Annotated in this window: 35 protein-coding genes; all 35 read right to left on the bottom strand. The window is 42.8% G+C overall.

Features of this window, described 5'->3' with window-relative positions; translation table 11 throughout:
- Nucleotides 1-251: 251 nt before the first annotated feature.
- Nucleotides 252-632, bottom strand: a complete 381-nt coding sequence (gene rplQ, locus AC1TO4_RS06870; protein ID WP_482101572.1) for a 50S ribosomal protein L17 — start codon at nucleotides 630-632, stop codon at nucleotides 252-254.
- 32 nt (nucleotides 633-664) lie between these two features.
- Nucleotides 665-1609, bottom strand: coding sequence for a DNA-directed RNA polymerase subunit alpha (locus AC1TO4_RS06875; protein ID WP_482101573.1), 945 nt, complete (start codon nucleotides 1607-1609; stop codon nucleotides 665-667).
- 134 nt (nucleotides 1610-1743) lie between these two features.
- The gene (rpsK, locus tag AC1TO4_RS06880) at nucleotides 1744-2133 is read right to left on the bottom strand and encodes a 30S ribosomal protein S11 (RefSeq protein WP_482101574.1); all 390 of its coding nucleotides are present in this window, start codon (nucleotides 2131-2133) and stop codon (nucleotides 1744-1746) included.
- Between the two features lie 25 nt (nucleotides 2134-2158).
- Entirely contained in the window at nucleotides 2159-2524 is a 366-nt protein-coding gene (rpsM, locus tag AC1TO4_RS06885; protein WP_067204810.1) for a 30S ribosomal protein S13, read from the bottom strand.
- Nucleotides 2525-2548: 24 nt separating this feature from the next.
- Nucleotides 2549-2662, bottom strand: coding sequence for a 50S ribosomal protein L36 (rpmJ, locus tag AC1TO4_RS06890; protein ID WP_067204807.1), 114 nt, complete (start codon nucleotides 2660-2662; stop codon nucleotides 2549-2551).
- A gap of 39 nt (nucleotides 2663-2701) precedes the next feature.
- The gene (gene infA, locus AC1TO4_RS06895; RefSeq protein ID WP_067204804.1) at nucleotides 2702-2920 is read right to left on the bottom strand and encodes a translation initiation factor IF-1; all 219 of its coding nucleotides are present in this window, start codon (nucleotides 2918-2920) and stop codon (nucleotides 2702-2704) included.
- A 422-nt stretch (nucleotides 2921-3342) separates the two neighbouring features.
- Nucleotides 3343-3996: an adenylate kinase gene (locus AC1TO4_RS06900; RefSeq protein ID WP_482104722.1), complete on the bottom strand. Its 654-nt coding sequence runs from the start codon at nucleotides 3994-3996 to the stop codon at nucleotides 3343-3345.
- 55 nt (nucleotides 3997-4051) lie between these two features.
- Nucleotides 4052-5344, bottom strand: coding sequence for a preprotein translocase subunit SecY (gene secY, locus AC1TO4_RS06905; RefSeq protein WP_482104723.1), 1293 nt, complete (start codon nucleotides 5342-5344; stop codon nucleotides 4052-4054).
- Nucleotides 5344-5784, bottom strand: a complete 441-nt coding sequence (gene rplO, locus AC1TO4_RS06910) for a 50S ribosomal protein L15 (RefSeq protein WP_482101577.1) — start codon at nucleotides 5782-5784, stop codon at nucleotides 5344-5346. The genes secY and rplO overlap by 1 nt, the downstream gene beginning before the upstream one ends.
- 34 nt (nucleotides 5785-5818) lie before the next feature.
- Entirely contained in the window at nucleotides 5819-6001 is a 183-nt protein-coding gene (gene rpmD / locus AC1TO4_RS06915) for a 50S ribosomal protein L30 (protein WP_482101578.1), read from the bottom strand.
- 13 nt (nucleotides 6002-6014) lie between these two features.
- Complete coding sequence (gene rpsE, locus AC1TO4_RS06920) at nucleotides 6015-6515, bottom strand: 30S ribosomal protein S5 (RefSeq protein WP_482101579.1); 501 nt, start codon at nucleotides 6513-6515, stop codon at nucleotides 6015-6017.
- 22 nt (nucleotides 6516-6537) lie between these two features.
- Nucleotides 6538-6900, bottom strand: coding sequence for a 50S ribosomal protein L18 (rplR, locus tag AC1TO4_RS06925; protein ID WP_482101580.1), 363 nt, complete (start codon nucleotides 6898-6900; stop codon nucleotides 6538-6540).
- Nucleotides 6901-6933: 33 nt separating this feature from the next.
- Entirely contained in the window at nucleotides 6934-7473 is a 540-nt protein-coding gene (gene rplF / locus AC1TO4_RS06930; protein WP_482101581.1) for a 50S ribosomal protein L6, read from the bottom strand.
- Between the two features lie 30 nt (nucleotides 7474-7503).
- Nucleotides 7504-7902 carry a 30S ribosomal protein S8 gene (rpsH, locus tag AC1TO4_RS06935; RefSeq protein WP_149581701.1) on the bottom strand — a complete coding sequence of 133 codons (399 nt, stop codon included), beginning with the start codon at nucleotides 7900-7902 and terminating at the stop codon, nucleotides 7504-7506.
- Nucleotides 7903-7932: 30 nt separating this feature from the next.
- Nucleotides 7933-8118, bottom strand: a complete 186-nt coding sequence (locus AC1TO4_RS06940) for a type Z 30S ribosomal protein S14 (protein ID WP_482101582.1) — start codon at nucleotides 8116-8118, stop codon at nucleotides 7933-7935.
- A 19-nt stretch (nucleotides 8119-8137) separates the two neighbouring features.
- Entirely contained in the window at nucleotides 8138-8677 is a 540-nt protein-coding gene (gene rplE, locus AC1TO4_RS06945; protein ID WP_482101583.1) for a 50S ribosomal protein L5, read from the bottom strand.
- 26 nt (nucleotides 8678-8703) lie between these two features.
- The gene (gene rplX, locus AC1TO4_RS06950) at nucleotides 8704-9015 is read right to left on the bottom strand and encodes a 50S ribosomal protein L24 (protein WP_179392967.1); all 312 of its coding nucleotides are present in this window, start codon (nucleotides 9013-9015) and stop codon (nucleotides 8704-8706) included.
- A 35-nt stretch (nucleotides 9016-9050) separates the two neighbouring features.
- Nucleotides 9051-9419: a 50S ribosomal protein L14 gene (gene rplN, locus AC1TO4_RS06955; RefSeq protein WP_482101584.1), complete on the bottom strand. Its 369-nt coding sequence runs from the start codon at nucleotides 9417-9419 to the stop codon at nucleotides 9051-9053.
- Nucleotides 9420-9458: 39 nt separating this feature from the next.
- On the bottom strand, nucleotides 9459-9725 hold the full coding sequence (gene rpsQ, locus AC1TO4_RS06960; RefSeq protein ID WP_340792992.1) for a 30S ribosomal protein S17: 267 nt from the start codon (nucleotides 9723-9725) through the stop codon (nucleotides 9459-9461).
- 17 nt (nucleotides 9726-9742) lie between these two features.
- Entirely contained in the window at nucleotides 9743-9943 is a 201-nt protein-coding gene (rpmC, locus tag AC1TO4_RS06965) for a 50S ribosomal protein L29 (protein ID WP_025783856.1), read from the bottom strand.
- Nucleotides 9933-10367: a 50S ribosomal protein L16 gene (gene rplP / locus AC1TO4_RS06970; RefSeq protein ID WP_482101585.1), complete on the bottom strand. Its 435-nt coding sequence runs from the start codon at nucleotides 10365-10367 to the stop codon at nucleotides 9933-9935. Before rplP ends, rpmC begins: the two co-directional genes overlap by 11 nt.
- 2 nt (nucleotides 10368-10369) lie before the next feature.
- On the bottom strand, nucleotides 10370-11032 hold the full coding sequence (gene rpsC / locus AC1TO4_RS06975; protein ID WP_482101586.1) for a 30S ribosomal protein S3: 663 nt from the start codon (nucleotides 11030-11032) through the stop codon (nucleotides 10370-10372).
- Between the two features lie 3 nt (nucleotides 11033-11035).
- Nucleotides 11036-11380: a 50S ribosomal protein L22 gene (rplV, locus tag AC1TO4_RS06980; RefSeq protein ID WP_067204760.1), complete on the bottom strand. Its 345-nt coding sequence runs from the start codon at nucleotides 11378-11380 to the stop codon at nucleotides 11036-11038.
- Between the two features lie 21 nt (nucleotides 11381-11401).
- The gene (gene rpsS, locus AC1TO4_RS06985; protein WP_340792988.1) at nucleotides 11402-11680 is read right to left on the bottom strand and encodes a 30S ribosomal protein S19; all 279 of its coding nucleotides are present in this window, start codon (nucleotides 11678-11680) and stop codon (nucleotides 11402-11404) included.
- Nucleotides 11681-11740: 60 nt separating this feature from the next.
- A complete protein-coding gene (gene rplB / locus AC1TO4_RS06990) occupies nucleotides 11741-12571 on the bottom strand; it encodes a 50S ribosomal protein L2 (RefSeq protein WP_482101587.1) in 831 nt (276 codons plus the stop codon).
- Nucleotides 12572-12617: 46 nt separating this feature from the next.
- Entirely contained in the window at nucleotides 12618-12902 is a 285-nt protein-coding gene (gene rplW / locus AC1TO4_RS06995) for a 50S ribosomal protein L23 (protein ID WP_340792986.1), read from the bottom strand.
- Complete coding sequence (rplD, locus tag AC1TO4_RS07000) at nucleotides 12902-13525, bottom strand: 50S ribosomal protein L4 (protein WP_482101588.1); 624 nt, start codon at nucleotides 13523-13525, stop codon at nucleotides 12902-12904. Before rplD ends, rplW begins: the two co-directional genes overlap by 1 nt.
- 25 nt (nucleotides 13526-13550) lie before the next feature.
- Complete coding sequence (gene rplC, locus AC1TO4_RS07005) at nucleotides 13551-14180, bottom strand: 50S ribosomal protein L3 (protein ID WP_482104724.1); 630 nt, start codon at nucleotides 14178-14180, stop codon at nucleotides 13551-13553.
- 43 nt (nucleotides 14181-14223) lie between these two features.
- On the bottom strand, nucleotides 14224-14532 hold the full coding sequence (gene rpsJ, locus AC1TO4_RS07010) for a 30S ribosomal protein S10 (RefSeq protein ID WP_067204744.1): 309 nt from the start codon (nucleotides 14530-14532) through the stop codon (nucleotides 14224-14226).
- Between the two features lie 255 nt (nucleotides 14533-14787).
- Nucleotides 14788-16107, bottom strand: coding sequence for a Na+/H+ antiporter family protein (locus AC1TO4_RS07015; protein WP_482101590.1), 1320 nt, complete (start codon nucleotides 16105-16107; stop codon nucleotides 14788-14790).
- Between the two features lie 142 nt (nucleotides 16108-16249).
- Nucleotides 16250-17437: an elongation factor Tu gene (tuf, locus tag AC1TO4_RS07020; RefSeq protein ID WP_482104725.1), complete on the bottom strand. Its 1188-nt coding sequence runs from the start codon at nucleotides 17435-17437 to the stop codon at nucleotides 16250-16252.
- A gap of 131 nt (nucleotides 17438-17568) precedes the next feature.
- On the bottom strand, nucleotides 17569-19647 hold the full coding sequence (fusA, locus tag AC1TO4_RS07025; RefSeq protein WP_482104726.1) for an elongation factor G: 2079 nt from the start codon (nucleotides 19645-19647) through the stop codon (nucleotides 17569-17571).
- A 50-nt stretch (nucleotides 19648-19697) separates the two neighbouring features.
- Nucleotides 19698-20168 carry a 30S ribosomal protein S7 gene (rpsG, locus tag AC1TO4_RS07030; RefSeq protein WP_067204733.1) on the bottom strand — a complete coding sequence of 157 codons (471 nt, stop codon included), beginning with the start codon at nucleotides 20166-20168 and terminating at the stop codon, nucleotides 19698-19700.
- A gap of 109 nt (nucleotides 20169-20277) precedes the next feature.
- Nucleotides 20278-20700: a 30S ribosomal protein S12 gene (gene rpsL / locus AC1TO4_RS07035; RefSeq protein ID WP_482104727.1), complete on the bottom strand. Its 423-nt coding sequence runs from the start codon at nucleotides 20698-20700 to the stop codon at nucleotides 20278-20280.
- Between the two features lie 98 nt (nucleotides 20701-20798).
- Nucleotides 20799-21050: a ribosomal L7Ae/L30e/S12e/Gadd45 family protein gene (locus AC1TO4_RS07040; protein WP_482104728.1), complete on the bottom strand. Its 252-nt coding sequence runs from the start codon at nucleotides 21048-21050 to the stop codon at nucleotides 20799-20801.
- Nucleotides 21051-21147: the final 97 nt, after the last annotated feature.

A 21147-nucleotide genomic window follows, 5' to 3' on the forward strand; every position in this document is an offset into this window, starting at 1 on the left:
GTGCTCAATCCGGAACCGCGGATGAGGTGCGTAGAGCTAGACCAGACGTTAAAAACGACGATCGTAACACTCAGCTTTTAAAGGTGTCGTATAAATTTTTAAAAAAAGGGTGCGGCTCTGGGTACGCCAGACACACCCTCTGAAGATTTACTTAAGTACTCTTTCGGTGAAAATTCACCAAAGGCTATACTTGAGTTATCATTCGCATTCATCGCTCTACTTAAAAAAGAGAAGACTACTGCTGAATGTTGTTAAACGAGTTCGATAACAACGACAGGTGCTCCGTCGCCGCGACGAGGTCCCATTTTCATGATACGTGTATATCCACCTTGACGCTCAGCGTAGCGTGGAGCGACATTATCAAAAAGTTTTTGGATTGCGAAGATTTCTGTCTCTTTGCCCTCATCGTCCGTCAATGTAACGAGTTCACGACGGATGAATTGTGCAACTTGTCGACGTGCATGCAAGTCTCCACGTTTTCCAAGCGTAATCATTTTCTCAACAACTGAACGCAATTCTTTCGCACGAGCTTCTGTCGTTTGAATACGTTCGTGGATGATAAGATCTGTAGCTAGGTCGCGAAGCATTGCTTTACGTTGTGAACTTGTACGTCCAAGTTTTCTGTATCCCATAGAAGTTTCCCTCCTTCAATCTATAAATTCGCTCAATCTTCCGTGCGTAACTCCAGGTTAAGCTCGTCCAACTTCGCTTTCACTTCTTCAAGTGATTTACGTCCGAGATTTCGTACTTTCATCATTTCATCCTCTGACTTGGTAGCAAGTTCAAGAACTGTATTGATGCCAGCACGTTTTAGGCAGTTGTATGATCTAACTGAAAGGTCGAGTTCTTCAATCGTCATCTCAAGCACTTTTTCTTTCTGATCTTCCTCTTTTTCCACCATGATTTCAGCAGTTTGTGCTTCATCTGTCATACCGACAAATATATTCAGATGCTCCGTCAAGATTTTCGCCCCGAGTGAAACAGCTTCTTTAGGACCGATGCTGCCATCTGTCCAAACATCAAGTGTTAATTTATCGAAGTTTGCCATTTGACCAACCCGAGTATTTTCCACTTGGAAGTTAACGCGTGAAACAGGAGTATAAATGGAGTCGATTGGAATAACGCCAATTGCGAGATCCTCACGTTTGTTTTGATCAGAACGTGCATAACCACGTCCACGTACAGCATACATACGCATGCGCAAGTGTCCGTTTTTACCAAGAGTCGCGATAGGAATTTCAGGATTCAACACTTCTACGTCACTATCATGTGTAATGTCCGCAGCTGTGACGACTCCTTCGCCTTTCACGTCTATCTCAATCACTTTCTCTTCATCTGAATAGATTTTAAGAGCCAGTTTCTTCACGTTCAAAATAATTGTTGCGACGTCTTCGACGACACCTTCAATTGTTGAGAATTCATGAAGCACGCCATCAATCTGAATCGATGTAACGGCAGCCCCTGGCAGTGAGGATAGAAGGATGCGGCGTAGGGAATTCCCCAAAGTATTTCCGTATCCACGCTCAAGTGGTTCGATGATGAACTTACCGAACTTGATGTCTTCGCCGATCATAACTGTTTCAATCTTTGGTTTCTCAATCTCGATCATTCATTTACCCTCCTTCAAAACGTCAAATGTATTGGCCGTTCCATATTGAAATCGATTATCATAGACGGCAAATTGCAATCGCACAATCATTTTTGACAAAAATTGTGTTTCTCAATCATATGGAGTAAAAGCCATTATACACGACGGCGTTTTGGCGGGCGGCATCCGTTATGTGGAACCGGTGTTACGTCTCTAATTGCAGTAACTTCAAGTCCTGCAGCCTGTAGTGAACGAATTGCTGCTTCACGTCCAGCTCCTGGACCTTTAACAGTAACTTCCAACGTTTTCAGACCATGCTCCATTGATGTTTTAGCAGCTGTTTCAGCAGCCATTTGTGCAGCAAATGGAGTTGATTTACGAGACCCTTTAAAGCCTAGTGCACCTGCACTTGACCAAGACAATGCGTTTCCTTGCATATCTGTAATTGTAACGATTGTGTTATTGAACGTTGAACGGATATGTGCAATCCCGGATTCAATATTCTTTTTCACACGACGTTTACGAGTTTGTTGTTTACGTGCCATGTTAAGAAGATACCTCCTTTACCTATTATTTTTTCTTGTTCGCTACTGTCCGTTTTGGACCTTTACGAGTACGTGCGTTGTTTTTCGTGTTTTGTCCACGAACGGGCAAGCCACGACGATGACGGATTCCACGGAAGCTACCGATTTCCATCAAACGTTTGATGTTAAGGGAAGTTTCACGTCGAAGATCACCTTCAACTTTAAGTGTGTCCATTTGTTCACGGATTTTATCGAGCTCAGCGTCTGTAAGATCGCGAACACGCGCGTCTTCAGAGACTCCAGCTGCTGCCAATACTTTCTGAGCAGTTGTTTTTCCGATTCCGAAAATGTAAGTTAATGAAATGACTACGCGCTTATCGCGCGGAACGTCTACACCAGCAATACGTGCCATATATATTGTGCACCTCCTTCAGAATTAGCCTTGTCTTTGTTTATGTTTTGGATTTTCACAGATTACCATTACTCGGCCGCGTCTGCGAATAATTTTACATTTTTCGCACATCGGTTTTACAGATGGTCTAACTTTCATCTTACCCAACCTCCTTCAATATTCCGGAGTTACAAAAGATTATTTGAAACGGTATGTGATACGACCACGTGTTAAATCATAAGGCGAGAGTTCCATTGTCACTTTATCGCCAGGTAGAATACGGATAAAGTGCATACGAATTTTGCCAGATACGTGCGCAAGTATTGTATGGCCGTTTTCCAGCTCTACTTTAAACATTGCGTTTGGCAACGTTTCGAGTACGGTTCCTTCAACTTCAATTACATCATCTTTCGCCATCAACCCAATCTCCCTTCTATATCCAATAAAGGTTCTCACCATCGAGCGGCATCAGTCGCCTTTAAAGCTTCCTTCAACATATGTCCGGATTGCATGAGTGATGTTCAAAAGAGGTCCGTCACATTCCGTTTCCCTTAAGTCAGTCCTCGACTTCTAGTTGTGGAAAATCGCGTCGAATTGGACACGACTGTCCAGAATGCCGTGGATGAGTTCCTAGTTGCTTTATACAGTTCTTTCCACGAAACATATTATACCTACTTGAGTAAGAAAATGCATTTCTAATGTATCAGAACATTAAATTGCTAAAATTCAACCAGTTATTACACCGGGCATCATATGCTTTTGCAGCTCGTTAAACGTTTTTTCGTTCTCCAATACTATACTGCCCAATTAATGGCATAAATATCTCAGTCCGAAAAAGATTACTTTTCGCTATCTTGAAGGATAACGTCCAGATCTTTGAAAACGTCCTTAATATCTTTCTGTCCATCTATGTTCACTAACACCTCTTTGGTATCGTAAAATGCCAAGAGTGGTGCCGTTTGATTCATATTTACTTCCAGACGGTTCGTGACAGTTTCCGGATTGTCATCGGCTCGCTGATAAAGTTCTCCGCCATCCTTATCACATACACCTTCAACCTTTGGAGGATTAAAAAGCAAATGATAGGATGTACCGCAAACTTTACAGATGCGGCGGCCTGTCAGCCTCGCGACAAGTTCTTCTTTCTCGACCTGGATATTGATGACGTGCTCAATTTTCCGACCCATGTCAGCCAAAAGCTGATTAAGTGCTTCAGCCTGAGGTACTGTACGCGGGAAACCGTCGAGCAAGAATCCGTTATCGCAATCGGATTTGCCTAATCTTTCACGAACAATTCCGATTGTCACTTCATCAGGGACAAGTGCTCCCTGATCCATGAACGATTTTGCTTTGACTCCAAGTTCCGTGCCTTCTTGAATAGCTGCACGGAACATATCGCCTGTAGAAATATGAGGGGTTCCGTACTTTTCGACAATTCTGTCTGCCTGTGTGCCTTTACCGGCTCCTGGCAGACCCATTAATACGATATTCATACGTATTGCACTCCCATTCATATTCAAATCACGAAGAGATGAACCTCCGCGAAGATTACTTCATGAACCCTTTATAATGCCTTTTCACAAGTTGTGATTCAAGTTGTTTCATCGTTTCAAGTGCAACCCCGACGACGATGATCAAACTCGTTCCTCCAATTTGCGCAGACTGTGGAAGGTTTGCGAAATTGATGAAGAAAATCGGCATGACTGCCACCGTAGCGAGGAATATCGCGCCAACGAATGTCAGTCTATACAAAGTGCTCGTTAGGTAATTTTGTGTATTTTGTCCTGGACGAATGCCCGGGATATAAGCGCCTTGATTCTTTAGATTATCTGCAATTTTCTCCGGATTCACCTGAATGAATGCGTAGAAGTATGTGAATGCAAGAATCAGTATCAGATAAAAGACCATTCCAACCGGTTTTGTATAATCAAACATAGTTGTAATTGCGGTCGTTACACTGTTAGTTCCAAAGAAGGTCGCAATTGATTGTGGTGTAATGAAAAATGCTGAAGCAAAGATTACCGGGATAACCCCCGCAGCATTAAGTTTCAATGGTAAGTGTGTCTGTTGGCCTGCAGTCGTTTGACTTCGTCCTGTGACACGTTTCGCATATTGAATTGGAATCTTCCGTAATGCTTCCTGGAAGTATATGACCAAGACAGTAATCGCAATGATCAAGAGGAGTAGAAGAGCCATAAGCGCAATTCTAATGAACAATGCATCGCCCGCTCCTTGGATCTGAGTTGCGTAAAGTTGGTTGACTGCATTTGGAATCGCTGCGACGATACCAGCAAAGATAATAATGGAAATACCATTCCCAACACCTTTTGCCGTGATCTGTTCACCGAGCCATAGAAGAAATGCAGTTCCTGCCGTCAATACGATCGCGATGACAACATATGTCGAAACACCTTCGTCTTTTATCAGCGAGCCGCCATACATTCGGTTGAAACCGAAAGACATTGCGATTGCTTGAATAAAGGCTAGGATTATTGTGAAATACCTAGTGAACTGTGCAAGTTTACGTCTTCCAACGTCACCTTGTTTCGCCCATTCGGCAAATTTTGGTACGACATCCATCTGCAACAATTGCACGATAATGGATGCGGTGATGTAAGGCATAATTCCCATTGCAAGAATGGAGAAGTTTGCAAGAGCTCCACCGCCAAATACATTCAGTAAGCCGATAAGGTTATTATCAGTTTGCTGTAAAGCAGTCGCATCAACGTTTGGTACTGGTATGAATGTTCCTAATCTAAAGATGACAAGAACAAGCAATGTGAAGAATATTTTAGACCGTATGTCTTTAACGCGCATAAAATTAGCGATCGTCTGAAACATTAAATCACCTCGGTCTGTCCGCCCGCCTTCTCGATTGCTTCCTTAGCAGAAGCAGAGAATTTGTGAGCTCTGACAGTAATCTTTTTCTCAAGAATTCCGTTACCCAGAATCTTAATACCTGATTTAGCGTTGCTCACGATGCCTGATTCAATTAGTAGTTCAGGCGTTACTTCTGTGCCTTCGTCGAAACGATTAAGTGTGTCAAGGTTTACAATTGCATAATCCTTGCGATTGATGTTCGTAAAACCACGTTTAGGTAGTCTTTGGAAGAATGGAATTTGTCCACCCTCGAATCCAAGACGTACGCCACCGCCCGAACGGGAGTTTTGTCCGCCATGACCTCTACCGGAAGTTTTACCAAAACCAGAACCGATTCCGCGTCCAATACGTTTACGTTTTGTACGAGAACCTTCAGCAGGTTTCATAGTGTGTAATTTCATCTTATTGGCACCTCCTTATTCAAAAAGTCGATAATTATTGTTCAGTGATCGTAACTAGGTGGTCGACTTTGCTAATCATGCCGCGAATAGCAACATTATCCTGATGTTCGACCGTTTGGTGTAATTTGCGAAGTCCAAGTGCTTCGATTGTTTTACGTTGTGCAGGTTTCGCACCGATAGTGCTTTTTGTAAGGGTGATTTCAAGTTTATTCGCCATTGTATTTCCCCCCTTAACTGTACAGTTCTTTCACGGTTTTACCGCGCAATTTAGCAACATCTTCAGCGCGTTTCAAATTCGTTAATCCTTCGATTGTTGCACGAACCATATTAATAGGTGTGCTTGAACCAAGTGATTTTGAAAGGATATCCGTGATGCCTGCAAGTTCAAGTACCGCACGGACAGGTCCGCCGGCGATAACTCCAGTACCTGGAGCTGCTGGTTTGATGAGGATTTTCCCTGCACCAAAGTGTCCAAGAATTTCGTGCGGAGTTGTTCCTTTGACCATTGGTACAACGATCAAATTCTTCTTCGCATCTTCGATAGCTTTACGGATTGCATCCGGAACTTCTTGTGCTTTACCAGTACCGAAACCGACACGGCCATTTTTATCTCCGACAACGACGAGAGCAGTGAAACGGAAACGACGTCCGCCTTTCACAACTTTCGCTACGCGGTTAATCGTAACTACGCGTTCTTCGAATTCACTTTTATTCTGATCATTACGACGCATGAAATGTGTCCCTCCTTCTTAATTAAAATTCCAGACCGTTTTCACGAGCTGCGTCCGCAAGAGCTTTCACACGGCCGTGGAATAAGTAGCCGCCACGGTCAAATACTACCGCTTTAACGTCTTTTTCTACAGCTTTCTTTGCAATCATCTCGCCGACTTTTACTGCTGCTGCAGTGTCCGCTTTGGATTCAGATTCGAACTCTTTATCCATTGAAGAAGCACTAACAATCGTTACTGCATTTACGTCATCTATCAATTGAGCATAGATATGCTTGTTTGAACGGAATACGTTTAGACGTGGACGTGCTGCAGTCCCGCTAATTTTGTTACGAACCCGTGTATGACGTTTCTTACGAGTAGCGTTTTTATCTTTTTTCGTAATCATCGTGATCACTCCTTCCGGATGCCTTAAGCGGCATTATTTACCTGTTTTACCTTCTTTACGACGGACAACTTCACCTTCGTAGCGAATTCCTTTGCCTTTATATGGCTCTGGTGGACGTACTTTTCTGATGTTCGATGCAAGAGCACCTACGCGTTCTTTATTGATACCGCGGACAGTGATCTTAGTGTTAGCAGGAACTTCAACTTCAATTCCTTCTTCGGGTGTAAATTCAACCGGGTGAGAATAACCAACGTTCAATACAAGTTTAGGACCTTGAAGGGAAGCACGGTAACCTACACCGACTAGTTCAAGTTTACGTTCAAAACCTTGTGAAACGCCAATCACCATATTGTCGAGAAGTGAACGCGTCGTTCCGTGAATAGAACGGTGTTCCTTGGATTCAGAAGGACGGACCAAAGTGATCACATTGTCTTCCTGCTCGATTTTAATATCCGTGTTAAATGTGTTTGTAAGTTCGCCTTTAGGACCTTTAACAGTAACGAAGTTACCTTCTGTGATGGTAACTGTCACGTTTTCAGGTACCTCAATCGGCTTTTTGCCAATACGGGACATTCAATTGCACCTCCATTCAATTGTTACGAATTACCAGACGTAAGCTACTACTTCTCCGCCTACTTGTTTAGCGCGTGCTTCCTTGTCAGTAAGAACGCCATTTGATGTGGAAACGAGGGCGATACCAAGACCATTCAACACTTTTGGAACTTCGCTTGTTTTTGCATAAACACGAAGACCAGGTTTTGAAATACGTTTAAGTCCAGTGATGACACGCTCGTTATTTTGACCATATTTAAGGAAAATGCGGATGATGCCTTGCTTGTTATCTTCTACATATTCAACATCGCGTACGAAACCTTCACGTTTCAAGATTTCTGCAATTTCTTTTTTCATGTTTGAAGCAGGTACTTCAAGCTTCTCGTGACGAACCATATTGGCGTTACGGATGCGTGTAAGCATATCTGCGATCGGATCACTCATTGTCATTACATTTACCTCCTTCCCAAATTTAGGGGTTTACCAGCTGGCTTTTTTGACGCCAGGAATTTGTCCCTTATACGCTAGTTCGCGGAAACAAATACGGCAAAGCTTGAATTTCCGGTATACAGAATGCGGACGGCCACAACGCTCGCAGCGTGTGTATGCCTGTACTTCGAATTTCGGTGTACGTTTTTGTTTAGCAATCATTGACTTTTTAGCCACGTTTACGCCTCCCTCTTATTTACTTCTGGAACGGCATGCCGAACTGCGTTAATAACTCATGTGCTTCTTCGTCCGAGTTTGCAGTCGTAACGATGACGATATCCATACCGCGTATTTTAGAAACTTTATCATAGTCGATTTCAGGGAAAATTAGTTGCTCTTTAACACCAAGTGTGTAGTTACCGCGACCATCGAATGCTTTCTTCGAAACACCACGGAAGTCACGTACTCGGGGTAGAGAAACAGAGATTAGCTTATCTAGGAATTCGTACATACGCTCACCGCGTAATGTAACTTTTGTTCCGATAGGCATACCTTCACGGAGACGGAATCCCGCGATTGATTTCTTCGCTTTTGTGATGACCGGCTTTTGACCGGAAATGATTGTTAGATCTTCCACTGCCGCATCTAGTGCTTTCGTGTTTTGAACAGCGTCACCAACACCCATGTTAATAACGATTTTATCTACTTTAGGGACTTGCATAACTGATGTATATTCAAACTTGCTCATTAGAGCAGGTGTGACTTCGTTTTTAAACTTATCTTTTAAACGGCTCATCTGTTGGACCTCCTTTCATCCGTTACTTATTTGTCCAGTAATTCCCCGGATTTTTTAGCAACACGAACTTTTTTGCCATCTTCGATCTTGTAACCTACGCGAGTTGGCTCGCCTGTTTTAGGATCGATTAACATGACGTTTGATACGTGGATAGCTGCCTCTTGGCTCACAATTCCACCTTGAGGATTCTCCTGGTTAGGTTTCGTATGCTTCTTGACGATGTTAACACCTTCAACAAGTACACGATCCTTTTTAGGGAAAGCCACTAAAATCACACCGGTTTTACCTTTGTCTTTACCAGTGATGACCATAACTTTATCACCTTTTTTAACATTCATTCTGTCGCACCTCCTTGATTGGCACTATCATGTAATTAAAGAACTTCAGGAGCGAGTGAAATGATTTTCATGAAGTTGCTGTCACGAAGTTCGCGAGCAACCGGTCCGAAAATACGTGTTCCACGTGGGCTCTTGTCGTCACGGATAATAACACAAGCATTTTCATCAAATGTAATGTAAGTTCCGTCTTTACGGCGTACTCCGCTTTTCGTGCGGACGATAACAGCCTTGACGACTTCACCTTTTTTAACAACGCCACCTGGTGTTGCTTTTTTTACCGTAACTACAACAACATCACCGATGTTTGCTACTTTACGGCCTGTACCGCCTAATACTTTAATTGTTAAAACTTCACGAGCGCCTGAGTTGTCGGCGACTTTCATACGACTTTCCTGTTGAATCATTGAGGCTACCTCCTCCCGGATTTATATATCCGAACGTTATTAGATGATGACCGCTTTTTCGACTACTTCAAGTAGACGGAATCGTTTTGTTGCCGATAATGGACGAGTTTCCATAATACGAACAACATCACCGATTTTCGCTTCATTCAGCTCATCGTGGGCCTTGAATTTTTTAGAGTACTTAACACGTTTACCGTATTTAGCATGTTTCTTCTGTGTTTCGATCATTACAGTAACTGTTTTATCCATTTTGTCGGATACAACGCGGCCTGTATACACTTTGCGTTGGTTACGCTCCTCAGTCATGGCTGCAACCTCCTTCATCAGTTATTTGCACTGATTTCTCTTTGACGTATTACAGTTTTCATGCGCGCAATCGATTTACGAACTTCTCGGATGCGTGCAGTGTTTTCTAATTGACCTGTCGCGAGTTGGAAGCGAAGGTTGAAAAGCTCTTCTTTCAGTGATTTCACTTTTTGCTCAATCTCTGCAGTTGTCAGATCACGAATTTCATTAGCTTTCATTAGATTCACCACCAATTTCTTCACGTTTTACAAACTTAGTTTTGATAGGAAGTTTGTGAGATGCAAGGCGAAGCGCTTCACGCGCAACTTCTTCCGGTACACCTGCTATTTCGAACATAACTCTACCAGGTTTAACAACTGCTACCCAGCCTTCTACAGCACCTTTACCGGAACCCATCCGGACTTCAAGAGGCTTCTTCGTATATGGTTTATGCGGGAAAATGTTGATCCAAACTTTACCGCCACGTTTCATGTAACGTGTCATTGAAATACGTGCTGCTTCGATTTGACGGCTTGTAATCCATGCCGCATCAACCGCTTGTAGACCGTATTCACCGAATTGAACTGTTGCTCCGCCTTTTGTAGTACCGCGCATTTTACCACGGAATACACGACGATATTTAACTCGTTTAGGCATTAACATAATTAGTTGCCTCCTTCCTCAGAGATCTTCTGTTTCTTCACTGGAAGGACTTCTCCACGGTAAATCCATACTTTAACGCCAAGCTTACCAAATGTAGTATCTGCTTCAGCATGTGCATAATCAATATCTGCACGTAATGTATGGAGAGGGACAGTACCTTCACTGTAATGTTCCGAACGAGCTATGTCAGCCCCGCCAAGACGACCAGAAACCTGTGTTTTAATTCCTTTAGCACCAGAACGAATCGTACGTTGAATCGCTTGTTTTTGTGCACGGCGGTATGATACGCGAGTTTCTAGTTGACGAGCAATTGACTCTGCAACTAATTTAGCATCAAGATCTGCACGTTTAATTTCGATGATGTTGATGTGAACGCGTTTACCAGTGATTTCGTTCAGTTGTTTACGAAGTGCTTCAACCTCAGTACCACCTTTACCAATAACCATACCTGGTTTAGCAGTGTGAATGCTGATGTTAACACGCTTTGCAGCACGCTCAATTTCTACTTTAGAAACAGACGCTTCTATAAGACGCTTTTCAATGTATTCACGGATTTTCAAATCTTCGTGTAAGAGAGTCGCATAGTCTTTTTCTGCGTACCATTTAGACTCCCAGTCACGGATGATACCGACCCGTAAACCGTTAGGATGTACTTTTTGACCCACGAATTATCCCTCCTTCTTTTCAGATACCACTAAAGTAATGTGGCTCGTACGCTTGTTAATCGCACTTGCGCGTCCTTGTGCGCGTGGTCGGAAACGTTTCATAGTCGGACCTTCATCAACGAATACTTCGCTTATGAATAGGTTTTCGACGTCCATTTCGTAGTTATGTTCAGCATTTGCAATCGCTGATTTCAAAACTTTTTCTACAACCGGAGATGCCGCTTTCGGCGTCAGGCGTAGAATTGCGATAGCTTCACCGACTTTTTTGCCCCGGATAAGATCAACGACCAAACGGACTTTGCGAGAAGCAATACGGACTGTGCGGGCAGTAGCTTTTGCTTGTTGCATCAGAAATAACCTCCTCTCAAATTAACGTCTTGTTTTCTTATCGTCAGCGCCATGACCTCTGTATGTGCGCGTTGGTGCAAATTCACCCAGTTTATGACCTACCATATCTTCAGTAACATAAACAGGAACATGTTTACGTCCGTCGTATACAGCAATTGTCATTCCGATGAATGTCGGGAAGATAGTTGAACGGCGTGACCAAGTTTTGATAACCTGTTTTTTCTCGGAATCCTTTTGTGCTTCAACCTTCTTCATTAGATGATCGTCTACAAATGGTCCTTTTTTCAAGCTGCGGCCCATGTCGGAACCTCCCTCCGTGTCTGTACTACGGTCCATTCGTTGAACCGCAGTGCATTCAAATTATTTCTTGCGGCGACGAACGATAAGTTTGTCGGATTTGTTGTTTTTCTTACGTGTTTTATATCCAAGTGTCGGTTTACCCCAAGGAGTAACCGGCGATTTCATACCGATACCAGTTTTACCTTCACCACCACCGTGTGGGTGATCGTTAGGGTTCATGACAGAACCACGAACTGTTGGGCGTTTACCCATCCAACGTGAACGTCCTGCTTTACCGATATTGATAAGTTCGTGTTGCTCATTACCAACTTGACCAATTGTCGCGCGGCATGTTGCAAGAATCATGCGAACTTCTCCAGATTGAAGACGTACAATTACATACTTGTCTTCTCGGCCTAATAGTTGTGCAGAAGTTCCTGCAGAACGTACTAGTTGTCCGCCTTTACCTGGTTTCATTTCGATGTTGTGGATTGTAGTACCCATTGGAATGTTTTCAAGTGGAAGTGAGTTACCCACTTTGATATCTGATTCCGGGCCTGACATAATCATTGCTCCAACTACTAAACCTTTTGGAGCAAGAATGTAGCGTTTCTCTCCATCTACGTAATTGATTAGAGCAATGTTAGCTGAACGGTTTGGATCGTATTCGATCGTAGCAACGCGTCCTGGTATGCCATCTTTCCGTCGTTGGAAATCGATGACACGGTATTGGCGCTTGTGGCCTCCACCTTGGTGACGAACAGTAGTCCTACCAGTGTTGTTACGGCCGCCTTTCCGCTTAAGCGGTGCAAGCAATGATTTTTCCGGTTTGTCAGTAGTAATCTCAGCAAAATCGGATGTAGTCATGTTACGGCGTCCGTTGGAGGTAGGTTTGTATTTCTTAATCGCCATTTGTGTTCCCTCCTTCGTATAATTAGATATCTATTAGTCGTTCAAATTACATTTCGAAAAGTTCAATGTCTTTTGAGTCAGCAGTTAGTGTAACAATCGCTTTGCGGCGTCTGTTCGTATAACCAGAATGCTTACCCATACGCTTAAGTTTACCTTTGTAATTCTGTACGTTCACTTTATCAACTTGAACACCGAAGACTTCTTCGATAGCTTGCTTAATATGTGTTTTATTAGCGCGCGTGTCAACTTCGAAAGTGTACTTTTTGAATTCCATTTGTTCAGAAGTACGCTCGGTAATGACCGGACGTTTTAGAATATCACGTGCTTCCATTAACCAAGCACCTCCTCTATTTTTTGCACCGCTGCTTTTGTCATAACAAGTTTGTCGTGACCAATAAGGTCAAGTACATTGATACCTGTAGCTGTTACTACACTGATTCCAGGGATGTTACGTGCGGACAATGCCACAGTTTCATCTAGGTCTGCAGTTACAATCAATGCTTTTCTGTCAATCGAAAGATCAGCAAGTACTTTGATGAATTCTTTTGTTTTTGGTGCTTCGAATGTTAGTCCTTCAAGAATGATTACTTCTTCGTCGCGAACTTTCGTAGAAAGTGCTGAAAGAAGAGCCAACCTGCGGACTTTCTTCGGTAATTTGTAGCTGTAGCTTCTTGGAGTTGGACCGAATACGATACCGCCTCCACGCCATTGTGGTGATCGAATCGAACCTTGACGGGCACGACCTGTACCTTTTTGGCGCCATGGCTTACGTCCACCACCAGCTACTTGTCCGCGGCTTTTCACTTTATGGTTACCTTGACGCAATGAAGCACGTTGGCTAACTAATGCTTCGAATAAAACAGATTCATTCGGCTCGATGCCAAAGATTGCTTCATTTAGCTCGATGTCTCCGACAGAAGTTCCTGCCTGATTTAATACGGTTACTTTAGGCATTCCTGTTTCCTCCTTCCTTTAGTAGTTAGTTCCCTTTGATTGCGCTGCGCACTTGTAGAAGTGATTTGCGTGCTCCAGGAACGTTACCTTTAACTAGTAACAAGTTACGTTCAGTGTCAACCCGTACAATTTCAAGGTTTTGAACTGTTACTGTTTTACCGCCCATACGGCCCGGCATTTTTTTACCTTTGAATACACGTTGTGCATCTACAGATCCAATTGAACCTGGTGCGCGGTGATGACGTGATCCGTGAGTCATAGGTCCGCGTGAATATCCGTGACGCTTGATAACACCTTGGAACCCTTTACCTTTTGATGTGCCTGTAATATCAACGATATCGCCTTCAGCGAAAGTATCGACTTTGACTTCTTGACCAATTTCGTAGCCACTAACGTCTAATTCGCGGAATTCACGAATGAAGCGCTTAGGTGCAGTATCAGCTTTTGCAACGTGCCCTTTTTCAGGTTTGTTAGCAAGCTTTTCGCGTTTATCTTCAAATCCGATTTGGATTGATTCGTAGCCGTCCGTTTCTTTTGTCTTCTTTTGAAGAACAACGTTTTGTCCAGCTTCAATCACAGTTACCGGGATAAGATCTCCGTTTTCAGCAAAAATTTGCGTCATACCGAGTTTTCTTCCCAAGATTCCTTTGGTCATTTAGTCCACCTCCTGAATTAATGTGTGTTTTATTTAGTATCGATTAAAGTTTAATTTCAATGTCTACGCCTGATGGTAAATCGAGTTTCATTAAAGCATCGACAGTTTGTGGTGTCGGATTAACGATATCGATAAGACGTTTATGAGTACGCATTTCGAACTGTTCGCGCGAATCTTTGTATTTATGTACCGCACGAAGAATCGTGTAGACAGTTCTTTCAGTCGGTAGTGGAATCGGACCCGATACACTAGCACCCGAACGTTTTGCTGTTTCTACGATCTTTTCAGCCGATTGATCAAGAATTCTATGATCATATGCTTTTAAACGAATACGAATCTTTTGTTTTGCCATTATTTTCCCTCCCTTGCGCCTATTTTGTTATAGACATTCTCCGCGAAAATTTCCCACACACATGCCATGGCAAAGCGGCCTGGTGTGTCGGCAACCTCTCGCTTCATCGCAGTCAAAGACCAACATTCAATATTATACACAAAGAAAAAGAATCTCGCAAGTGTTTTGGCGGAATTCTTTTTCTCAACTTTATTATTATAATTCTTTCTCTCCATTTTTGCAACACAGAGCTTAATAGTCCGAAAAATTTATTTATCAGTTTAGATACATTACTGTTATCCATCCGAACACCAACAACGGAATGTTGTAATGAATGAACGTTGGTACACATGTGTCCCATATATGATTATGCTGACCATCCACGTCAAGTCCAGCAGTTGGTCCAAGTGTAGAGTCAGATGCAGGCGACCCTGCGTCTCCCAGGGCCGCTGCAGTTCCTATGAGTGCGATGATTGATAACGTACTGAAACCGAAGGCCATACTAAGCGGTACAAAGATTGAAGTGATAATTGGAATCGTAGCAAATGATGATCCTATGCCCATTGTGACAATCAAACCGACCATAAGCATTACAAAAGCAGCGATTCCTTTACTGTCTCCAAGAACGGTACTTGCATACTCCACAAGCGTAACAATATGACCTGTCTCCTGAAGCACAGCAGCAAATCCATTCGCCGAAATCATAACGAATCCGACAAATGCCATCATGCGCATTCCTTCATTGATAAGACCATCAGCATCTTTCCATTTTAGTGCCCCTGTAATATATAGAATTGTGATACCGGTTACGGCACCTGCAATCATCGAATCTGTTGGTATTTGTACTGCAAGGGTACCGATAAGCGCTACCACTGTAAAGACGATATTGCGTTTCTTCACAATAACTACCTCTTCGGCAAATTCAATTCGCTTATCCGCATACTCTCTTGGTTTACGATAAGAGAAGAAGATCGCAATCAGTAGTCCAACCACCAGGCCCAGAACAGGAAATGCCATCGCTTTCGGGATATCTGCCATGTTGATTGCTAGTCCAGATGCTTCCATTTGAATAGCGAGAATCTCGTGGAAGATGAATCCATAGCCATATGGCAGTAGGATATACGGAGCCGTTAATCCAAATGTCAGAACGGAAGCAATTAAACGACGATCCACTTTCAACAAATTTAAAATATGTAGAACTGGCGGTACTATTAACGGTATGAATGCAATATGAATAGGTATAAGATTTTGTGAGAACAAAGCCATCGTTAGAAGAACTAATATAATTAGAACTTTTCCAAGACCCGTTCGGTCCGCTTCCCCATCTCTCTTTACAATTCGTAGCATTGCAGCTACCAGTAGCTGTGGAATACCAGTTTTAGAGATTGCAACAGCAAATCCACCCAGTAGCGCGTAACTTAGGGCAATGGTTGCACCAGCTCCTAGCCCACCCGTAAATGAAGTTATCGTCTCATTTAATGACAAACCACCTGCAAATCCGCCAATAATTGCTCCTGCAACAAGAGCCAACACGACGTTAACCCGAAGTAAACTTAATATAAGCATTATTCCTACAGCAATTAGTACAGCGTTCATGTATTTTCCTCCCGAATGTTTCTTTAGTCAGTTAAAGCGTTGAAGTGACTATATTAAGATAACAAAGGGTGTTTCATCTGTCAATGGAAATTCAAGGACAAAAAAATCCCGCCACAATGGACGGGATTTAAAAGGTGACGAATTATTTAATGATTGTTGCTACAACGCCAGCGCCTACAGTACGTCCACCCTCACGGATAGAGAATTTAGTACCTTCTTCAAGAGCGATTGGAGCAATCAAATCGATTGTCATTTCAACGTTATCGCCAGGCATAACCATTTCTACGCCTTCTGGAAGCTCGATAACACCAGTCACGTCAGTTGTACGGAAGTAGAACTGTGGACGGTAGTTTGAGAAGAATGGAGTATGACGTCCACCCTCTTCTTTTGAAAGAACATAAACTTCAGATGTAAATTTAGTGTGTGGAATGATAGTACCTGGTTTAGCAAGTACTTGCCCACGTTGGATATCATCACGTGATACACCACGAAGTAGTGCACCGATGTTGTCGCCAGCTTCTGCATAGTCAAGAAGTTTACGGAACATTTCTACGCCTGTTACAGTAGTAGCTTTTGGTTCTTCAACGATACCGATGATATCAACAACATCACCGATTTTAACTACTCCACGCTCAACGCGACCAGTAGCAACAGTTCCACGTCCTGTGATTGAGAATACGTCCTCAACAGGCATCATGAATGGTTTTTCAGTATCACGTGGTGGTGTAGGGATATATTCATCAACAGCATTCATAAGCTCCATGATTTTATCTTCCCAAGCTTCTTCACCTTCAAGTGCTTTAAGAGCAGATCCTTTGATGACAGGAATGTCATCGCCAGGGAAATCGTATTCAGAAAGAAGGTCACGAATTTCCATTTCTACTAATTCAAGAAGTTCTTCGTCATCAACCATGTCACATTTGTTCATGAAGACAACTAGGTAAGGAACACCTACTTGACGTGAAAGAAGAATGTGCTCACGTGTTTGTGGCATAGGGCCGTCAGCTGCAGAAACAACTAGGATTCCGCCGTCCATTTGAGCTGCACCAGTGATCATGTTTTTAACGTAATCCGCGTGACCTGGGCAGTCAACGTGTGCGTAGTGACGTGTTGCAGTTTCATATTCAACGTGTGAAGTATTGATTGTGATTCCGCGTTCTTTTTCTTCAGGTGCGTTGTCAACGTCAGCATATGATGCTGCAGTTCCACCTAATTTTTTTGCAAGAACTGTTGCAATTGCTGCAGTTAGTGTTGTTTTACCATGGTCGACGTGACCAATTGTACCTACGTTAGCATGCTGCTTGGAACGGTCGAATTTTTCTTTTCCCATTATGGAAATCCTCCTCGAAATATAAAAGTTATTTTTGTTTTTATATATAGTTATAGGTGTTAAAGGGGGGCCCCCCTTTAACTGCCCATATCTACTACTTACATATTAATTAGAAACAAATTAGAATGCTATTATTCGCCTTTGTTTTTCTTGATAATTTCTTCTGCAACTGATTTCGGCACTTCTTCATAGTGATCAAATGCCATTGAGAAGTTTCCGCGTCCTTGTGTGTTAGAACGTAGAGATGTTGCGTAACCAAACATATTAGCTAGTGGAACCATTGCACGAACGATTTGTGAATTACCACGAGCGTCCATTCCTTCTACACGGCCACGGCGTGATGTTACATCGCCCATGATATCGCCCATGTATTCTTCAGGAATTTGAACTTCTACTTTCATCATCGGTTCAAGTAGAACTGGGTTAACTTTTGATACTGCGTTTTTAAGTGCCATAGAAGCAGCAATTTTAAACGCCATTTCGTTGGAGTCGACATCATGATAAGAACCATCGAATAGACGGGCTTTAATGTCAATCAAAGGATAACCAGCGATTACACCATTATCTAGTGAATCACGGATACCAGCTTCAACTGCAGGGATATATTCACGTGGAACTGATCCCCCAACGATGTTGTTAACGAATTCGAATCCTTTTCCTTCTTCATTAGGAGAGAATTCAATCCAAACGTGACCAAACTGTCCACGTCCACCGGATTGACGCACGAATTTACCTTCAACTTCCGCTGAAGTACGGAATGTTTCACGGTAAGATACTTGCGGTGCTCCGACGTTAGCTTCAACGTTGAATTCACGACGCATACGGTCTACAAGAACGTCAAGATGCAATTCGCCCATACCAGCGATGATTACTTCTCCTGTTTCTTGGTCTGTATGTGCGCGGAATGTAGGGTCTTCCTCTTGAAGCTTAGCAAGAGCCATACCCATTTTATCTTGGTCGGCTTTCGTTTTCGGTTCAACAGAAAGTGAAATTACTGGTTCTGGGAAGTCCATTGACTCAAGAATTACAGGCGCGCTAGCATCACATAGTGTGTCACCAGTTCCTGTATCTTTAAGTCCAACTGCAGCAGCAATTTCCCCTGAATGTACTTCAGAGATTTCTTCACGTGAGTTCGCATGCATTTGTAGAATACGTCCTACGCGTTCACGCTTACCTTTTGAAGCATTCTGTACGTATGATCCTGATTGAAGAACACCGGAATATACACGGAAGAATGTCAGTTTACCTACATAAGGATCCGTCATAACTTTGAAAGCTAATGCCGAGAACGGCTCGCTGTCGTCTGAGTGACGCTCAACTTCTTCATCAGTTTCAGGATTTGTTCCTTTCATAGCTGGGATATCAAGTGGTGATGGAAGGTAGTCGATAACAGCATCAAGAACAAGTTGTACACCTTTGTTTTTGAAAGCAGTCCCACATACAACCGGATAGAACTCAACGGCTAATGTCGCATTACGAATCGCCTTTTTGATTTCATCGTTTGTAATTTCTTCTTCATCCAAGAATTTGTTCATAAGTGCTTCGTCGAATTCTGCAACCGCTTCAATTAGCTTTTCACGGTATTCTGCAGCTTGCTCACGATATTCTTCTGGTATTTCTCTTACTTCAGCATTTAAACCTGTATCATCTTCGTAGAAAGTTGCTTTCATTTCAACTAAATCGATGATTGCAGCGAAAGTATCTTCTGCACCAATCGGCAATTGAATTGGATGCGCGTTTGCTCCAAGACGGTCAACAAGTGTGCCTACTGAGTAAAGGAAATCAGCACCAGTTTTATCCATTTTGTTAACGAAAACTAGACGTGGAACGCCGTAGTTTGTCGCTTGACGCCAAACTGTTTCTGTTTGTGGTTCAACACCCGATTGAGCGTCGAGTACTGTTACAGCCCCATCAAGAACACGAAGTGAACGTTCAACTTCAACAGTGAAGTCTACGTGACCCGGAGTATCAATGATGTTTACGCGGTGGTTTTTCCATTCAGCCGTTGTAGCAGCTGAAGTGATTGTGATTCCGCGTTCTTGCTCCTGCTCCATCCAGTCCATTTGAGATGCACCTTCGTGCGTTTCCCCGATTTTGTGGATTTTACCAGTGTAATAAAGTATCCGTTCAGTTGTCGTTGTTTTACCAGCGTCAATGTGAGCCATGATACCAATGTTACGTGTATTCTCTAAGGAGAATTTTCTAGCCATTATATGATCTCCTTCCGTCTCGGATTAGAGTAATTATGAATCGCTTGAGCTTACCAGCGATAGTGAGCGAATGCTTTGTTAGCATCAGCCATTTTGTGCATTTCTTCACGGCGTTTCACAGAAGCACCAGTGTTGTTAGAAGCATCAAGGATTTCATTCGCAAGACGTTCTTCCATTGTTTTTTCTCCGCGTGTGCGTGAGTAGTTAACAAGGTAACGAAGTCCAAGAGTTGTACGGCGATCAGGACGTACTTCAACTGGTACCTGATAGTTTGCTCCACCTACACGGCGTGCTTTAACTTCAAGAACTGGCATTACATTAGTAAGTGCCGCTTCGAATACTTCAAGTGGATCTTTTCCAGAACGTTCTTTCACTAGCTCGAACGCACCATAGAGGATTTTTTGAGATGTACCTTTTTTACCGTCAACCATCATTTTATTAATAAGACGTGAAACGAGCTTCGAATTGTAAATCGGATCCGGAAGTACGTCACGTTTCGCAACAGGGCCTTTACGTGGCATGTTGTATTCCTCCTTTCAAGTTTTTAAGCGTTTGCCGCTTAAATAACCATCAATCATCATTTTTTAAGCGGGTTTTGCTTAACTATCATTTTGATTTTATGTTGTGTAATTAGCTTTTCTTAACTTTTGGTTTTTTAGCTCCGTACTTAGAACGGCTTTGTAGACGTCCAGTTACACCAGCTGTATCAAGTGCTCCACGAACGATGTGGTAACGAACACCTGGTAAATCTTTTACGCGTCCTCCGCGAAGAAGAACAACACTATGCTCTTGAAGGTTGTGACCTTCACCGCCGATGTATGCGTTGACTTCCAATTGGTTTGTCAAGCGTACACGTGCATATTTACGAAGAGCCGAGTTTGGCTTTTTCGGTGTCATTGTACCAACACGCGTACAAACACCTCTTTTTTGTGGTGAGTTTACGTTTGTCGTAGCTTTTTTGAAACTGTTATAGCTTTTTCCAAGTGCTGGAGATTTAGATCCTGCCACTTTTGTCTTACGTGGTTTACGGACCAATTGATTAATTGTAGGCATCGATTTTTCCTCCTTCCAAACTTCTTTTGTAAGACCACACATCCAGGTGGTTCATTTTTGGGGTAAAAACAAAGTCTTTGTGCTAATCTGCACAAAAACTATTTATCAGTAATCGCAACCACAGCTGCACCGACTTGAATGCCACATGCATTTCCGAGTTTTTCTCTCGAATCAACATACGTTACTTGAACGTTATGAAGTTCGGCCTCCTCCATCACTGGAGCAATAATCCGTCCTTCTGCATCCTGCGCAATAATAACTTCTATCACTATCCCTGCACGGATTGCTTTCACTGCCTGCTTTGTACCGATGATCGTCTTCTTTGCCTGCTCAACTTTTTCATAAGACATTTCCATATCCTCCAAAGTACAGACATCAACTATCAACCTTTTGTATTTTATCACCTGTATCGGAAACTGTCAACACTTTCAATTATAAATGAGGAGG

Source organism: Sporosarcina sp. Y838 (genome assembly GCF_056786515.1).

Bases quoted from the DNA above. Each gene is read 5' to 3' on its own strand.
- rplQ (WP_482101572.1), bottom strand. From the start codon at position 632: ATGGGATACAGAAAACTTGGACGTACAAGTTCACAACGTAAAGCAATG.
- AC1TO4_RS06875 (WP_482101573.1), bottom strand. From the start codon at position 1,609: ATGATCGAGATTGAGAAACCAAAGATTGAAACAGTTATGATCGGCGAA.
- rpsK (WP_482101574.1), bottom strand. From the start codon at position 2,133: ATGGCACGTAAACAACAAACTCGTAAACGTCGTGTGAAAAAGAATATT.
- rpsM (WP_067204810.1), bottom strand. From the start codon at position 2,524: ATGGCACGTATTGCTGGTGTAGACGTTCCGCGCGATAAGCGCGTAGTC.
- rpmJ (WP_067204807.1), bottom strand. From the start codon at position 2,662: ATGAAAGTTAGACCATCTGTAAAACCGATGTGCGAAAAATGTAAAATT.
- infA (WP_067204804.1), bottom strand. From the start codon at position 2,920: ATGGCGAAAGATGATGTAATTGAAGTTGAAGGAACCGTACTCGAAACG.
- AC1TO4_RS06900 (WP_482104722.1), bottom strand. From the start codon at position 3,996: ATGAATATCGTATTAATGGGTCTGCCAGGAGCCGGTAAAGGCACACAG.
- secY (WP_482104723.1), bottom strand. From the start codon at position 5,344: ATGTTTCAGACGATCGCTAATTTTATGCGCGTTAAAGACATACGGTCT.
- rplO (WP_482101577.1), bottom strand. From the start codon at position 5,784: ATGAAATTACACACTATGAAACCTGCTGAAGGTTCTCGTACAAAACGT.
- rpmD (WP_482101578.1), bottom strand. From the start codon at position 6,001: ATGGCGAATAAACTTGAAATCACCCTTACAAAAAGCACTATCGGTGCG.
- rpsE (WP_482101579.1), bottom strand. From the start codon at position 6,515: ATGCGTCGTAATGATCAGAATAAAAGTGAATTCGAAGAACGCGTAGTT.
- rplR (WP_482101580.1), bottom strand. From the start codon at position 6,900: ATGATTACGAAAAAAGATAAAAACGCTACTCGTAAGAAACGTCATACA.
- rplF (WP_482101581.1), bottom strand. From the start codon at position 7,473: ATGTCCCGTATTGGCAAAAAGCCGATTGAGGTACCTGAAAACGTGACA.
- rpsH (WP_149581701.1), bottom strand. From the start codon at position 7,902: ATGACAATGAGTGATCCGATCGCAGATATGCTTACACGCATCCGTAAC.
- rplE (WP_482101583.1), bottom strand. From the start codon at position 8,677: ATGAGCCGTTTAAAAGATAAGTTTAAAAACGAAGTCACACCTGCTCTA.
- rplX (WP_179392967.1), bottom strand. From the start codon at position 9,015: ATGAATGTTAAAAAAGGTGATAAAGTTATGGTCATCACTGGTAAAGAC.
- rplN (WP_482101584.1), bottom strand. From the start codon at position 9,419: ATGATTCAACAGGAAAGTCGTATGAAAGTCGCCGACAACTCAGGCGCT.
- rpsQ (WP_340792992.1), bottom strand. From the start codon at position 9,725: ATGACTGAGGAGCGTAACCAACGCAAAGTGTATACAGGCCGCGTTGTA.
- rpmC (WP_025783856.1), bottom strand. From the start codon at position 9,943: ATGAAAGCTAATGAAATTCGTGATCTGACAACTGCAGAGATTGAGCAA.
- rplP (WP_482101585.1), bottom strand. From the start codon at position 10,367: ATGTTAATGCCTAAACGAGTTAAATATCGTCGTGTATTCCGTGGTAAA.
- rplV (WP_067204760.1), bottom strand. From the start codon at position 11,380: ATGCAACAAGCAAAAGCTACTGCCCGCACAGTCCGTATTGCTTCTCGC.
- rpsS (WP_340792988.1), bottom strand. From the start codon at position 11,680: ATGGGCCGCAGCTTGAAAAAAGGACCATTTGTAGACGATCATCTAATG.
- rplB (WP_482101587.1), bottom strand. From the start codon at position 12,571: ATGGCGATTAAGAAATACAAACCTACCTCCAACGGACGCCGTAACATG.
- rplW (WP_340792986.1), bottom strand. From the start codon at position 12,902: ATGGAAGCACGTGATATTCTAAAACGTCCGGTCATTACCGAGCGTACT.
- rplD (WP_482101588.1), bottom strand. From the start codon at position 13,525: ATGCCTAAAGTAACCGTATTAAATCAGGCAGGAACTTCTGTCGGAGAC.
- rplC (WP_482104724.1), bottom strand. From the start codon at position 14,180: ATGACCAAAGGAATCTTGGGAAGAAAACTCGGTATGACGCAAATTTTT.
- rpsJ (WP_067204744.1), bottom strand. From the start codon at position 14,532: ATGGCAAAACAAAAGATTCGTATTCGTTTAAAAGCATATGATCATAGA.
- AC1TO4_RS07015 (WP_482101590.1), bottom strand. From the start codon at position 16,107: ATGAACGCTGTACTAATTGCTGTAGGAATAATGCTTATATTAAGTTTA.
- tuf (WP_482104725.1), bottom strand. From the start codon at position 17,437: ATGGGAAAAGAAAAATTCGACCGTTCCAAGCAGCATGCTAACGTAGGT.
- fusA (WP_482104726.1), bottom strand. From the start codon at position 19,647: ATGGCTAGAAAATTCTCCTTAGAGAATACACGTAACATTGGTATCATG.
- rpsG (WP_067204733.1), bottom strand. From the start codon at position 20,168: ATGCCACGTAAAGGCCCTGTTGCGAAACGTGACGTACTTCCGGATCCG.
- rpsL (WP_482104727.1), bottom strand. From the start codon at position 20,700: ATGCCTACAATTAATCAATTGGTCCGTAAACCACGTAAGACAAAAGTG.
- AC1TO4_RS07040 (WP_482104728.1), bottom strand. From the start codon at position 21,050: ATGTCTTATGAAAAAGTTGAGCAGGCAAAGAAGACGATCATCGGTACA.